This is a genomic window from Burkholderia sp. MSMB2157WGS (assembly GCF_001532755.1).
Classification (GTDB): domain Bacteria; phylum Pseudomonadota; class Gammaproteobacteria; order Burkholderiales; family Burkholderiaceae; genus Burkholderia.
This window is the reverse complement of the sequence record NZ_LPJG01000030.1, coordinates 1,196,219-1,208,959: the sequence shown is the minus strand read 5'-3', so window position 1 is coordinate 1,208,959 and position 12,741 is coordinate 1,196,219. Positions and strand designations below refer to the sequence as shown.

Annotated in this window: 11 protein-coding genes; 8 read left to right on the top strand and 3 right to left on the bottom strand. The window is 69.0% G+C overall.

What is annotated here, in order from left to right; translation table 11 throughout:
* The first annotated feature begins 248 nt into the window (after positions 1-248).
* The 5 genes from WT53_RS23865 to WT53_RS23845 all read left to right on the top strand — a co-directional run bounded on the left by WT53_RS23865 (position 249) and on the right by WT53_RS23845 (position 8,485).
* On the top strand, positions 249-1,562 hold the full coding sequence (locus WT53_RS23865) for a TolC family protein (protein WP_034205395.1): 1,314 nt from the start codon (positions 249-251) through the stop codon (positions 1,560-1,562).
* Between the two features lie 26 nt (positions 1,563-1,588).
* A complete protein-coding gene (locus WT53_RS23860; RefSeq protein ID WP_034205394.1) occupies positions 1,589-3,058 on the top strand; it encodes an efflux RND transporter periplasmic adaptor subunit in 1,470 nt (489 codons plus the stop codon).
* A 128-nt stretch (positions 3,059-3,186) separates the two neighbouring features.
* Positions 3,187-6,399: an efflux RND transporter permease subunit gene (locus WT53_RS23855; protein ID WP_034205393.1), complete on the top strand. Its 3,213-nt coding sequence runs from the start codon at positions 3,187-3,189 to the stop codon at positions 6,397-6,399.
* Positions 6,399-7,082 carry a heavy metal response regulator transcription factor IrlR gene (gene irlR / locus WT53_RS23850; RefSeq protein ID WP_034205392.1) on the top strand — a complete coding sequence of 228 codons (684 nt, stop codon included), beginning with the start codon at positions 6,399-6,401 and terminating at the stop codon, positions 7,080-7,082. The genes WT53_RS23855 and irlR overlap by 1 nt, the downstream gene beginning before the upstream one ends.
* A complete protein-coding gene (locus WT53_RS23845) occupies positions 7,079-8,485 on the top strand; it encodes a heavy metal sensor histidine kinase (RefSeq protein WP_060261817.1) in 1,407 nt (468 codons plus the stop codon). The genes irlR and WT53_RS23845 overlap by 4 nt, the downstream gene beginning before the upstream one ends.
* A gap of 79 nt (positions 8,486-8,564) precedes the next feature.
* Here WT53_RS23845 and WT53_RS23840 read toward each other — a convergent pair whose 3' ends face one another.
* On the bottom strand, positions 8,565-8,846 hold the full coding sequence (locus WT53_RS23840; RefSeq protein ID WP_034205391.1) for a DUF4148 domain-containing protein: 282 nt from the start codon (positions 8,844-8,846) through the stop codon (positions 8,565-8,567).
* Between the two features lie 141 nt (positions 8,847-8,987).
* Between WT53_RS23840 and WT53_RS23835 the strand changes: the two genes are divergently transcribed.
* The 3 genes from WT53_RS23835 to WT53_RS23825 all read left to right on the top strand — a co-directional run bounded on the left by WT53_RS23835 (position 8,988) and on the right by WT53_RS23825 (position 10,485).
* On the top strand, positions 8,988-9,386 hold the full coding sequence (locus WT53_RS23835; RefSeq protein WP_230624817.1) for a hypothetical protein: 399 nt from the start codon (positions 8,988-8,990) through the stop codon (positions 9,384-9,386).
* Positions 9,387-9,672: 286 nt separating this feature from the next.
* Positions 9,673-9,954, top strand: coding sequence for a hypothetical protein (locus WT53_RS23830; protein ID WP_034205390.1), 282 nt, complete (start codon positions 9,673-9,675; stop codon positions 9,952-9,954).
* 27 nt (positions 9,955-9,981) lie between these two features.
* Positions 9,982-10,485 carry a hypothetical protein gene (locus WT53_RS23825; RefSeq protein ID WP_034205389.1) on the top strand — a complete coding sequence of 168 codons (504 nt, stop codon included), beginning with the start codon at positions 9,982-9,984 and terminating at the stop codon, positions 10,483-10,485.
* 22 nt (positions 10,486-10,507) lie between these two features.
* Here the strand turns inward: WT53_RS23825 and WT53_RS23820 are convergent, their stop codons facing one another.
* Both WT53_RS23820 and WT53_RS23815 read right to left on the bottom strand, forming a co-directional pair.
* The gene (locus tag WT53_RS23820; RefSeq protein WP_034205388.1) at positions 10,508-11,233 is read right to left on the bottom strand and encodes a ZIP family metal transporter; all 726 of its coding nucleotides are present in this window, start codon (positions 11,231-11,233) and stop codon (positions 10,508-10,510) included.
* Positions 11,234-11,394: 161 nt separating this feature from the next.
* A complete protein-coding gene (locus WT53_RS23815) occupies positions 11,395-12,690 on the bottom strand; it encodes an O-acetylhomoserine aminocarboxypropyltransferase/cysteine synthase family protein (RefSeq protein ID WP_034205387.1) in 1,296 nt (431 codons plus the stop codon).
* Positions 12,691-12,741 lie beyond the last annotated feature (51 nt).

Sequence of the window (12,741 nt, the reverse complement as noted above, 5' to 3'; positions counted from 1 at the left end):
GGGTGCGCGGGCCTGCCGCGTACACCGCACACGCATCGATTCCCCGACGACCTGCAATCTTCCGTGCCGCGCGTCGCGCCGTACGTTCAACCCTTCCTTCCGATCCTCGACGCGGCATGCCGTTCTCGCGGCGCGACGCACGCCGGCGTGCCGCCGCGCCCGACATGACGGAAATATCATCTTCGCCTCATGTTCGCACTGCGGCCGGGCCGTAGCATCGGTCGCGAACCGTTACCGCAGAACCGAACATGCTCAAGCTCAACCTCGTCGCGGCCATCGTCTTCGCGATGGCCGCGGCGGCTCATGCACAGCCATCGCCGACGCCAGGGCCCGCCGCGACCTCGGCCGCCAGCGCGACGCCGATCGGCGCACCGCCGTCCGGCGCGCTGCCTGCGCCGTCGTTGACGCTGTCCGATGCGCTCGCGGTCGCGGCGCGGAACAATCCGGCGTTGCGCGGCGCGCGCGCGGACGTCGACGCGTCGACCGGCGCGCTGATGCAGGCCGGCGCGCGCCCGAATCCCGAAGTGTCGTTTCTGCAGGAAGGCTTCAGCCGCGCCGAACGCACGTCCACCGCGACGATCAGCCAGGCCATCGAACTGGGCGGCAAGCGCCGCGCGCGGCTCGACGTCGCGTCGTACGGCCGCGAGGCGGCGAGCGCGTCGCTCGACGAGCAGGGCGCCGCGGTGCGCGCCGACGTGATCGCCGCGTTCTACGGGCTGCTCGCCGCGCAGCGCCAGCTTCAGGTGACGGAGGAATCGGCCGCGATCGCCGCGCGCTCCGCGGATCTCGCGGGGCGCCGCGCGCAGGCCGGCAAGGTGTCGCCGGTCGAGGCGACCAAGGCGCAGGTCGCGGCGGCCGGCGTGCAGATCGAAGTGGTGACCGCGCGCGGCCGTGTCGAGGTCGCGCGCGAGAAGCTGAACGCCGTGATGGGCGAAGCGCGCGACGACCGGCTCGCGGTGCGCGGCGACCTGGAAAACGTGCCGCCGGTCGAGCCGCTGTCCGCATTGACCGCGCAGCTCGACGACGCGCCGCTCGCGCGCGTCGCGCGCGCCGAGTTGCTGCGCTCGAATGCGGCCGTGTCGCTCGAACGCGCGCGGCGCGTTCCGGACGTGACGGTCAGCGCGGGCGTGAAGCGCGTGACCACGGGCGGCGTGCCCGACAACCAGGCCGTGGTCGGCGTATCGATTCCGATCCCGCTGTTCAACACGAACCGGGGTGCGTTGCTCGAGGCGACGCACAAGGCCGAGCGCGCGAACGCCGATCTCGATCGCGAACGCACGCGTCTGCGGCTGGAACTCACGCAGGCGTACGCGAATTTCGAGGCCGCCGAGCAGGAAGCGCAGCGGCTGAAATCCGACATCCTGCCGGCCGCGCGTCTCGCGCTCGATGCGATGTCGCGCGGCTACGAACTCGGCAAGTTCAGCTTCCTCGACGTGCTCGACGCGCAGCGCACGCTGTTCCTGGGGCAGTCGCAATACGTCCGCGCGCTTGCCGTCGCCCATGCGGCCCGCGCCGATATCGGCCGACTCGTCGGCACGCCGCTCGCGGCCGTCGCGCGCTGAGCGCCGCTCTCACCTGAAGGATCATCATGTCACGCAGCAAAATCTTCGTCATGGCGGCCGCCGTGTTCGGCGGCGCAGGGATCGTGATCGGCGCGCTCGCCGTCGCACGGGGCGGCAGTAGCGCATCGGCGCCGACGGCCGCCGAAGCCGCGCAGCCGGCCGAAGGCGCCGGCGCGCATGGCGGTGTCGTGCTCGAGCGCGGCAAGCTGTCGGTCGAGATCGTGATGACGGAAAAGCCCGGCGACGCACGGCTCGTCGTCTATCCGTTCGTCGACGGCAAGCCGGCGAGCGACGGCGTGACCGTGTCCGGCACGCTGGTGCGGTACGACCGCACGCACGAACCGTTGCGGTTCGACGCAGCCGGCTCGAAGTTCGTGTCGGCGCAGTCGATCGCGAAGCCGCACGTATTCGATGCGACGATCGACGTGAAGGCCGGCAACGATGCCGCGTCGTTCCCGTTCGCGCGCGCCGACGGTGCGATCGCGCTGAGCGACGCGCAACTCGCGACGTCGAGGATCGCGCTTGCGAAGGCCGGCCCCGCGCGGATCGCGACGCCGTTCCAGTTGCCGGGCGAGATCAAGTTCAACGAGGACCGCACCGCGCACGTGGTGCCGCGCGTGGCCGGCATCGTCGAGCAGGTGTCGGTGTCGCTCGGGCAGAACGTCGCGAAGGGGCAGGTGCTCGCCGTGATCGCGAGCACCGACCTGGCCGACCGCCGCAGCGAGTTGCTGACGGCCGAGCGCCGGCTGACGGGGGCGCGCGCGACCTACGAGCGCGAACGCACGCTGTGGAAGGAGCGTATTTCGGCCGAGCAGGATTATCAGCAGGCCCAGGTGCAGTTGCGCGAGGCCGAGATCGCCGTGCAGAACGCGCGGCAGAAGCTCGCCGCGCTGAACGCGCCGGTCGGCGCGGGCGCGCTGAACCGTTATGAACTGCGCGCGCCGTTCGCGGGCACGATCGTCGAGAAGCATGCGACGCCCGGCGAGGCGATCGCCGCCGACGCGAGCATGTTCGTGATTTCCGACCTGTCCACCGTGTGGGCCGAGATGGCGGTGCCCGCGCAGCGGCTCGACGACGTGCGCGTCGGCCGTGACGCGACGGTGATCGCGACCGCGTTCGAATCGCGTTCGAGCGGCCCGATCGCATACGTGGGGTCGCTGCTCGGCGAACAGACGCGCACCGCGCCGGCGCGCGTCGTGCTGCCGAACCCGGACCGCGTGTGGCGCCCGGGGATGTTCGTGAACGTGTCGGTCGATGCGGGCAGGCAGGATGTGCCGCTCGCGGTCGCGAGCGACGCGCTGCAGGACGTCGACGGCGCGCCGTCGGTGTTCGTGCGCTCGCCGAAGGGGTTCGTCGCGCAGCCGGTCGAGACGGGGCGGCGCGACGAACGCGCGATCGAAGTGCTGAAGGGGCTCCAGCCCGGCCAGGAATACGCGGCGTCGAACAGCTTCGTGCTGAAGGCGGAACTCGGCAAGGGGAGCGCGGAACATGAATGAGCGGCACTACGCGAGCGCCGTGGCGCGACTGGCGGCCCTTCATGCGGCCTGCTTTCCGAGCGGTCGGTCGACCGGCCGCGCGGCCCGTCCGGTGAGGACGTCCGTGCTCCGCTTCAAGGAATCCCGACATGTTTGAGCGCCTGATCCGCTTCGCGATTGCGCACCGCTGGCTCGTGATGCTGGCGATCGCGGCTGTGGCCGCGCTGGGCGTATTCAGCTACCAGCGGCTGCCGATCGACGCGGTGCCCGACATCACCAACGTGCAGGTGCAGATCAACACGTCCGCGCCCGGCTACTCGCCGCTCGAGGCCGAGCAGCGCATCACCTATCCGGTCGAGACCGCGATGGCCGGGCTGCCGGGGCTGGAGCAGACGCGCTCGATCTCGCGTTACGGGCTGTCGCAGGTCACCGTGATCTTCAAGGACGGCACCGACATCTACTTCGCGCGGCAGCTCGTCAACGAGCGCATTCAGGAAGCGAAGGACAAGTTGCCGGCCGGCATCGCGCCCGCGATGGGGCCGACGTCGACGGGCCTCGGCGAGATCTACCTGTGGACCGTCGAGGCCGACGCCGGCGCGCGCAAGCCCGACGGCACGCGCTATACGGCGGCCGACCTGCGGGAACTGCAGGACTGGGTCGTGCGGCCGCAGTTGCGCAACGTGCGCGGCGTGACCGAGGTCAACTCGATCGGCGGCTACGTGAAGGAGTACCGCGTCGCGCCGAACCCGGCAAAGCTGATGTCGTACGGGCTGACGCTCGCCGACGTCGTGCGCGCGCTGGAGCGCAACAACGACAACGTCGGCGCCGGCTACATCGAAAAGCGCGGCGAGCAGTATCTGGTGCGCGTGCCGGGCCAGGCGCGCACCGTCGACGACATCGCGAACATCGTGCTGACCAACGTCGGCGGCGTGCCGGTGCGGATGAAGGACATCGGCGCGGTCGATATCGGCCGCGAACTGCGCACCGGCGCCGCGACGTCGAACGGCGAGGAAGTCGTGCTCGGCACGGTGTTCATGCTGATGGGCGAGAACAGCCGGACGGTGTCGAAGGCCGTCGCCGCGAAGATGGAGGATGTGAACCGCACGCTGCCGGCCGGCGTGAAGGCGATTCCGGTGTACGACCGCACGGTGCTCGTCGAGAAGGCCGTCGCGACGGTGAAGAAGAACCTGCTCGAAGGCGCGGTGCTCGTGATTGCCGTGCTGTTCCTGTTCCTCGGCAACATCCGCGCGGCGCTGATCACCGCGCTCGTGATTCCGCTGTCGATGCTGATGACCTTCACCGGGATGGTCAACGCTAAGGTGAGCGCCAACCTGATGAGCCTCGGCGCGCTCGACTTCGGGATCATCGTGGACGGCGCGGTGGTGATCGTCGAGAACTGCGTGCGGCGGCTCGCGCATGCGCAGGCGGCGGCCGGGCGGCCGCTCACGCGCGCCGAGCGTTTTGCCGAAGTGTTCGGCGCATCGCAGGAGGCGCGCCGTGCATTGATATTCGGACAGCTGATCATCATGGTGGTGTACCTGCCGATCTTCGCGCTGACCGGCGTCGAAGGCAAGATGTTCCACCCGATGGCGACGACCGTCGTGATGGCGCTCGCCGCCGCGATGGTGCTGACCGTCACGTTCATTCCGGCGGCCGTCGCGTTGTTCATCGGCGAGCGGGTCGAGGAGAAGGAAAACCGGCTGATGGGCTGGGCGCGGCGCGCGTACGAACCGGTGCTCGCCGCGTTCATGACGCGCCCGGCGCGCGTGATGACCGGGGCGGGCGCGATCGTGCTGGTCACGCTGGGGCTGGCGACGCGCCTCGGCAGCGAGTTCATCCCGAGCCTGAACGAGGGCGATCTGGCCGTATCCGCGCTGCGGATTCCCGGCACGAGCCTGTCGCAGTCGGTCGAGATGCAGAAGTCGATCGAGAAGACGCTGAAGGCGCGCTTCCCCGAGATCGAGCGCGTGTTCGCGCGCACCGGCACGGCCGAGATCGCCGCCGACCCGATGCCGCCGAACCTGTCGGACGGCTACATCATGCTGAAGCCGGCCGACACGTGGCCCGATCCGAAGAAACCGCGCGATCGGCTCGTGCGCGAGATCGAGGACGCGCTCGCCGAGCTGCCGGGCAACGCGTACGAGTTCTCGCAGCCGATCCAGCTGCGCTTCAACGAGCTGATTTCGGGCGTGCGCAGCGACGTCGCCGTGAAGCTCTTCGGCGACGACATGGCCGTGCTGAACCGGACCGGCGAGCAGATCGCCGCTGCATTGCAGAAGGTGCCGGGCGCGTCGGAGGTGAAGGTCGAGCAGACCACGGGCCTGCCGGTGCTGACCGTCAACCTCGACCGCGACAAGCTCGCGCGCTACGGCGTGAGCGTCGCCGACCTGCAGGATTCGGTGGCCGCGGCCGTCGGCGGCCGGAAGGCCGGCACGCTGTTCCAGGGCGACCGCCGCTTCGACATCGTCGTGCGGCTGCCCGACGAACTGCGCTCCGACATCGAGGCGATCAAGCGGCTGCCGATCGCGTTGCCCGCGCCGGCCACGGGCGCCGCCGCGCGGCTCGCGGCAGCCCCGTACGTGCCGCTCGCGGAGCTCGCGACGATCGACGTGGCGCCCGGCCCGAACCAGATCAGCCGCGAGGACGGCAAGCGGCGGGTGGTGGTCAGCGCGAACGTGCGCGGCCGCGACGTCGGCTCGTTCGTCGCCGATGCGCGCGAGCAATTGCAGCAGGACGTGCGCGTGCCGGCCGGTTACTGGGTGTCGTGGGGCGGGCAATTCGAGCAACTGCGGAGCGCGAGCGAGCGCCTGAAGCTCGTCGTGCCGCTCGCGCTGTTCATGGTGTTCGTGTTGCTGTTCGTGATGTTCAACAACGTGAAGGACGGGCTGCTGGTGTTCACCGGCATTCCGTTCGCGCTGAGCGGCGGTGTCGTGTCGCTGTGGCTGCGCGGGATTCCGCTGTCGATCACGGCGGCGGTCGGTTTCATCGCGCTGTCCGGCGTGGCGGTTCTCAACGGGCTCGTGATGATCTCGTTCATCCGCAACCTGCGCGACGAAGGGATGCCGCTCGACGCGGCCGTGCGCGACGGCGCGCTCACGCGGCTGCGGCCCGTGCTGATGACTGCGCTGGTCGCGTCGCTCGGCTTCCTGCCGATGGCGTTCGCGACCGGCACCGGCGCCGAGGTGCAGCGCCCGCTTGCGACGGTCGTGATCGGCGGTATCCTGTCGTCCACGGCGTTGACGCTGCTGGGGCTGCCGGTGCTGTACCGTGTTAGCCATGCGGTGTCGTGGCGCACGGCGTGGCGCGGCGGCGTCGGCGCGCGCGTGCTGCGCCGGCTGGGTTTCTTCAAGGGTAATGCGTGATGCGAATTCTGATTGTCGAGGATGAACCGAAGACGGGCGCGTATCTGCGCAAGGGCCTGACCGAGGCCGGCTACGTCGTCGACTGGGTCGAGGACGGCATCACGGGCCAGCACCAGGCCGAAACGGAGGAGTACGACCTGCTCGTACTCGACGTGATGCTGCCCGGGCAGGACGGCTGGACGTTGCTGCAGAACCTGCGGCGCAGCAAGTCGACGCCCGTGCTGTTCCTCACCGCGCGCGACGACGTCGGCGATCGCGTGAAGGGGCTCGAACTCGGCGCGGACGACTATCTCGCGAAGCCGTTCGATTTCGTCGAGCTGACCGCGCGCATCAAGTCGATCCTGCGGCGCGGCCAGCCGCGCGACTCGAACACGCTGCGCGTGGCCGATCTCGAACTCGACCTGACGCGCCGCAAGGCCACGCGGCAGGGCGACACGATCCTGCTGACCGCGAAGGAGTTCGCGCTGCTGTGGCTGCTGATGCGCCGCGAAGGCGAGATCCTGCCGCGCGCGACCATCGCGTCTCAGGTGTGGGACATGAACTTCAACAGCGACACGAACGTCGTCGATTCGGCGATTCGCCGGCTGCGCTCGAAGATCGACGACGCGTACGAACCGAAGCTGATCCACACGGTGCGCGGGATGGGCTACGTGCTCGAAACGCGCGGCGGCGCGGCCGCATGATCGCGCGCCTGCTGCCGCGCACGCTGCGCGGCCGCCTGACCGCGCTGATCATCCTGTCGACGTCGGTGATCCTCGCGTCGAGCGGCGTCGCACTGTACGAGGCGCTGAGCAACCGCGTCGAAGCCACGGCGGCCGAGCAGATGGCCGGCATTTCCGCCGCACTGGGGGCACACCTGGCCGAGGCGCGCACGACGGCCGACGTCGCGCGCAACGCCGATATCTGGATCGACCAGTTGCACGGGCATCCGAACATGGATCTCGCGATCTTCGATGCCGGCGGTGCGCGCCTCGTCGGCACCCCGGGCTTCCGTCCGTATGCGCCGCTGCTGTCGATGAACGCCGGGCGCGTGCCGGTCGGCATCGCCGCGCCCGGCGAGCGGCACCGGTATCTGCTGACGAGCGTGCAGCTCGCCGGCGCCGGGGCGCTCGTGGTGCGCGTCGCCGTGCAATACGACCGCAGCGCCGACGTGCTGCTGTTGCGCACGCACGCTTATACGATCGTCGTGATCGAGGTGTTCGGCGTGGTGCTCGCGGCCGCGATCGCATACGGCATCGCGGCGCTCGGGCTGAGCCCGCTGCGACGATTCGCGGCGCGCGCCGAGCAGATGTCGACGAGCCGGCTCGCGCATCCGCTGCCGGAACTCGATACGTCGGGCGAACTGAAGGAACTCGAGCATGCGTTCAACGGGATGCTCGCGCGGCTGAACGAATCGTTCACGCGGCTGAGCCAGTTCTCGTCGAATCTTGCGCACGACATGCGCACGCCGCTGACGAACCTGCAGGCGGCCGCGCAGGTCGTGCTGTCGCAACCGCGCAGCGCGGACGAATACCGGAGCGTGATCGAGTCGAGCATCGACGAATACCAGCGGCTGTCGCGAATGATCGAGGACATGCTGTTTCTCGCGCGTTCGGAGCAGGCCGGCACGTCGATCGATGTGCTACGCCTGAATGCGGCGGAGGAGGCGGAGCGGGTGGCCGGCTACTACGAGCCGCTTGCGGAAGACGCGGGCGTGACGGTGAAGGTCGACGGCCATGCGTGGGTCGATGCGGATCTGACGCTGTACCAGCGCGCGTTGAGCAACCTGCTGTCGAATGCGCTGACCTATGCGCCGCGCGGCAGCGTCGTGACGATCGATTGCGTCGAGCAGGGCGGCGCGACGACGATCGCCGTGTCGGACACGGGGCCCGGCATCGCGGCGGAGCACGTCGGGCGGATTTTCGAGCGCTTTTATCGCGTCGATCCGTCGCGGCACGATTCGGCGTCGGGCACCGGGCTCGGCCTCGCGATCGTCCGGTCGATCATGGACAATCACGGCGGCGAATGCGGCGTCGACAGCGAACCGGGTCGCCGCACGACCTTCTGGCTGCGCTTTCCGCGACGGCCGGCCGCCATCGGCGCCTGACGGCGCGGGCGCACACGCCCGCGCGCTCGCCGTAAGGCAGCCGCGCGCGGCGCGTTGCCCGCGGCCGGGAGGCTGGGCGTCATTGCTTCGCGGTCAGGTCGTCGTGATTGTCGGTCTGCGGCCTCTTCTCGCCGCCATGCACCGAAATCCCGTGCAGTTCCTTGTTGCGTGCGACGATCTCGCCGGTCGGCGGGTACTGCGTCTTGCTCGTCGGCACGACACCGTCGTGCTGCGCTTGCTTCAGTTCGTCGACGACCTGCGAGCGGGACTTGCCTTGCGTTTGGGCGTGCGCGGCCTGCGTGGCCATGCCGAGCGACAGCGTGGCGGCGACGAACCATGCTGCGAGTTTTGCGGTTTTCATCGAGTGCTCTCCTTGATCACGGCCGCCGGGTGGCGAACCATGGACCCAGTATGCGAAAGCGGCCGTGCGCGATCGTGATCGCGAGATGAAAAATGCGTCAGATTGCGAGGCGCTGTGGCGTACCGTGCGGACTCGCTCGACATGACGCAACCGTCATGTTCGCGTCATCGGTGCGATGAGCGGGAAGCGGAACATGAGGTCTGCCGTCGGCCGACCGCGCCGGCGGCATTCGTGCCGATCGCGACGACAGTGTCGATAGCGGGCGGCGCTGTTCTAGCCTTCATTCCGGATCGACAATTGCACCGTCCTGCCATTCATTTCGCATTGATCGCAGTCCTGATCGTTACGTTGCTCTCGGGCTGCGCGTCGTCGACACGCTCCGGTATCGCGGCAACCGCACCTGCCGCCGCGCGCAAGCCAGCGCCGGCCGCCTCGATGCCCGGCGAGCAGATCGACTATGCCGGGCACCGCTGCGGCAATCCGAACCTGTATGTGAAAACGCATCCATGCCTGTTCCCGCAGCGCGATTCCGCGCCCTGATCGTCGGATCCACGTAAAAAAAGGCCCGGCACTCGACGAGCCCGGGCCTAATGCGTGATCGTGCCGTGCGGCAGCGACCCGCTGCGTGGAGGGGAACGGGCAGGGCCCGCTACCGTTCCGATCGTAGCGGCGCGGCGCATCGCGAACCTGATCGGAACATGAAATTTTCGTCACGGAGTGCATGGCGGAACGGTGACGAAACCGTCATGAAGCGATCACGAATCCGCACCGCCGCGGGATCAAAGTGATGGCTCCCGTCAAGACATTCCAATAAGGAGCCGTTCACATGAACATGCCGCACCCGGCGATCGCCGTTAGCGTTGTCGCACCGTCGATCGCGGCCTTCTCGCAGGTCGTGGCCGCGCAGCCGAAGCGCCGTCGGGACGTGATTCAGGAACGGCTGCGCGCGCGTCGCGACGGCGCGATCCCGATCCCGAGCCCGACTCACGACTACCCGGCGAGCCCGGCCGCCGTCGCGCGCCATCGGGCGATTCATCGCGCGACCGTTCGTCGCGGCGACGAGTCGCCGCCGGTCGATGCGCACGACGACCGCTTCGTGGGGCTTTGATCGTTCATCGATGAAAAGGAGCGTGCGATGCGCAATGTCGCGAAAGGGATCGTGCTGGCGGCGTACCTGATGTCGGCGGCCGCGATGGCGGCAGGCTGGCCGGAACGTGCGCTGTCGCACGCGTCGGCGCACGACGTCGGTTGCCGCGCGAACGAGCGAATGCGCTGCGAGTTGGCGGCCGTGCCGGCCGGCGCGTGGACCGCGACGTTCGCGCGCGGACAATGCGAAGTCGCCGCTGGTCGGCTGACGTTCGTGCCGGCCGATGCCGGCGACGCGTCGACCGTCGCGGCGAAACGGATCGTGCTCGGCGACGTCCGTACCGTGTCGCATCAGTCGCGCAAGCTGAAGGAGCAATTGCAACTGACGACACGCGACGAAGTGATCGCGCTGAACGTGCTGACCGACGACGGCAGCCGCAAATCGCGCGAACATGCGATCGACCTGTGGACCGCGCTGCGCAACGCGGGTGTCGCGCCGGTCAACGGCGCGCGCATCGTCGATACGTGGCCGACCGGCGCGACGACCTGGTAGCCGTCGCGCCGTCGAACGCGGCTTACCCGGCCTTCACGGATCCTTCGATCAGGAAGAACACGATGAAGCCGATGAAGAACGAGGCCGTCGCGAACGGTGTCTCGGGCACTTCGTGCGCTTCGACCAGCAGTTCCTCGGTGACGAGGTACAGCAGCGCGACCGTGCCGAGCCCCAGCAGCGCCGCATAGATATTCGCCGGCAGCCCGGCGAACGCCGCATTGCCCGCAACGGCTGCGACGCTCAGCAGCGCCGCGAGCGCGACCGGCACGACGATCGACAGCAAGCGGCCGATGCCGGCCGCGGCCAGCGCCGCGCTGACCGACAGCGCGAGGAACAGCACCTCGAGCGTCAGCGCGACGGTCAGGATGATGCCGCTTTCGTCGCTCGCGGAAAAGGCGATGCCGAGCACCAGGCCGTCGACGACGAGGTCGATCGCGGTGACGACGATCAGGCTCACGGGCAACCGCGCGTCCTCGAAGCGCGTCTCGACCGCACCAGACAACGCGCGAATCGCCAGCATCAGCGCGATCCCGAGCACGAAGCCGACGACGACCGGAAACAGCGCATGTGCGCGGTCCTGCGGCAGCAGTTCGAGCGCGGCGGCCGCGAACACGATGCCGCCGGTGAAATGCTGGATCACGCTCGAGGTTTTCGGGCCGGGCGCGCGCCACGCGGCCGCGAGGGCGCCGAAGCAGGCCGCCAGCACGGGCGGTAACGTGAGCAGCGCGAGCTTCGCGGTGGGGGTCATGAGGTCTCTCGGCGGTGGGCGTGTCGCGGCGGAGGCTGCGTCGCACGATCGTACGCGCCGGGCGTCGCCCCGGCATCGACCGGAGATTGAACACCTTGAAGCCGCTCCAGGGTCAAGCGGTTCGATGCCCGCGCACCGGCGAGCCGGCCCGCCCGTTCCGGTCAGAGCTGCGCGAGCGCCTGGTCGAGATCGGCGAGCAGGTCGTCGATATGCTCGATGCCGATCGACAGCCGCACCGTTTCTTCCTTCACGCCGGCCTTCGCGAGTTCGGCCGGCGAAAGTTGACGGTGCGTGGTCGATGCCGGGTGCGTCGCGAGCGACTTCGTATCGCCGATGTTGACGAGCCGCGTGAACAGCTTCAGCGCATCCTGGAACTTCGCGCCGCCGTCGCGGCCACCTTTTACGCCGAACGTCAGGATGCCCGGCGCACGGCCCGACAGGTAGCGCGCGACGAGCGGATGGTCGGGGTGATCGGGCAGGCCCGCGTAGCTCACCCATTCGACGTGCTCGTGGCGCGCGAGGTGCTGCGCGATCTTCAGCGCGTTGTCGCTGATCCGCTCGACGCGCAGCGCGAGCGTCTCGATTCCCTGCAGGATCTGGAACGCATTGAACGGCGAGATCGCCGCGCCCAGGTTGCGCAGCGGCACCACGCGGGCGCGGCCGATATAGGCTGCCGGCCCGAACGCATCGGTATAGACGACGCCGTGATAGCTGACGTCCGGCTCGTTGAGCCGCTTGAAGCGGTCCGCGTGCTCGGCCCACGGGAACTTGCCCGAATCGACGATCGCGCCGCCGAGGCTCGTGCCGTGCCCGCCGAGATATTTCGTCAGCGAGTGCACGACGATGTCCGCGCCGTGTTCGAACGGGCGCAGCAGGTATGGCGACGGCACCGTGTTGTCGACGATCAACGGGATGCCGTGGCGATGCGCGACCTCCGCGAGCGCGGCGATGTCGGTGACGTTGCCGAGCGGGTTGCCGACCGATTCCGCGAAGATCGCTTTCGTGCGCGCATCGATCAGCGGTGCGAACGATGCGGGATCGCGCGGATCGGCGAAGCGCGTGGCGATCCCGTATTGCGGCAGCGTATGCGCAAACAGGTTGTAGGTGCCGCCGTACAGCGAACTCGCGGACACGATGTTGTCGCCGGCTTCGGCGATCGTCTGGACCGCGTACGTGACGGCGGCTTGCCCCGACGCGAGCGCGAGCGCGCCGATGCCGCCCTCGAGCGCGGCGATCCGCTGCTCGAGCACGTCCGTCGTCGGGTTCATGATCCGCGTGTAGATGTTGCCCTGGACCTTCAGGTCGAACAGGTCGGCGCCGTGCTGCGTGTCGTCGAATGCGTACGCAACGGTCTGGTAGATCGGGACGGCGACCGCGCGCGTGGTCGGGTCGGGGCGATAACCGCCGTGCACGGCGATGGTTTCGAGGCGCCAGTTCGAATTGGCCTGATCGGTCATGGGTGCTCCGTTTGTTGTTGTGAAGGTCGAGGGTCCTGCCGTCCGGCGATT

Excerpts from the sequence above, each read along its gene's own strand:
- WT53_RS23865 (WP_034205395.1), top strand. The coding sequence starts at position 249 with ATGCTCAAGCTCAACCTCGTCGCGGCCATCGTCTTCGCGATGGCCGCG.
- WT53_RS23860 (WP_034205394.1), top strand. The coding sequence starts at position 1,589 with ATGTCACGCAGCAAAATCTTCGTCATGGCGGCCGCCGTGTTCGGCGGC.
- WT53_RS23855 (WP_034205393.1), top strand. The coding sequence starts at position 3,187 with ATGTTTGAGCGCCTGATCCGCTTCGCGATTGCGCACCGCTGGCTCGTG.
- irlR (WP_034205392.1), top strand. The coding sequence starts at position 6,399 with ATGCGAATTCTGATTGTCGAGGATGAACCGAAGACGGGCGCGTATCTG.
- WT53_RS23845 (WP_060261817.1), top strand. The coding sequence starts at position 7,079 with ATGATCGCGCGCCTGCTGCCGCGCACGCTGCGCGGCCGCCTGACCGCG.
- WT53_RS23840 (WP_034205391.1), bottom strand. The coding sequence starts at position 8,846 with ATGAAAACCGCAAAACTCGCAGCATGGTTCGTCGCCGCCACGCTGTCG.
- WT53_RS23835 (WP_230624817.1), top strand. The coding sequence starts at position 8,988 with ATGACGCAACCGTCATGTTCGCGTCATCGGTGCGATGAGCGGGAAGCG.
- WT53_RS23830 (WP_034205390.1), top strand. The coding sequence starts at position 9,673 with ATGAACATGCCGCACCCGGCGATCGCCGTTAGCGTTGTCGCACCGTCG.
- WT53_RS23825 (WP_034205389.1), top strand. The coding sequence starts at position 9,982 with ATGCGCAATGTCGCGAAAGGGATCGTGCTGGCGGCGTACCTGATGTCG.
- WT53_RS23820 (WP_034205388.1), bottom strand. The coding sequence starts at position 11,233 with ATGACCCCCACCGCGAAGCTCGCGCTGCTCACGTTACCGCCCGTGCTG.
- WT53_RS23815 (WP_034205387.1), bottom strand. The coding sequence starts at position 12,690 with ATGACCGATCAGGCCAATTCGAACTGGCGCCTCGAAACCATCGCCGTG.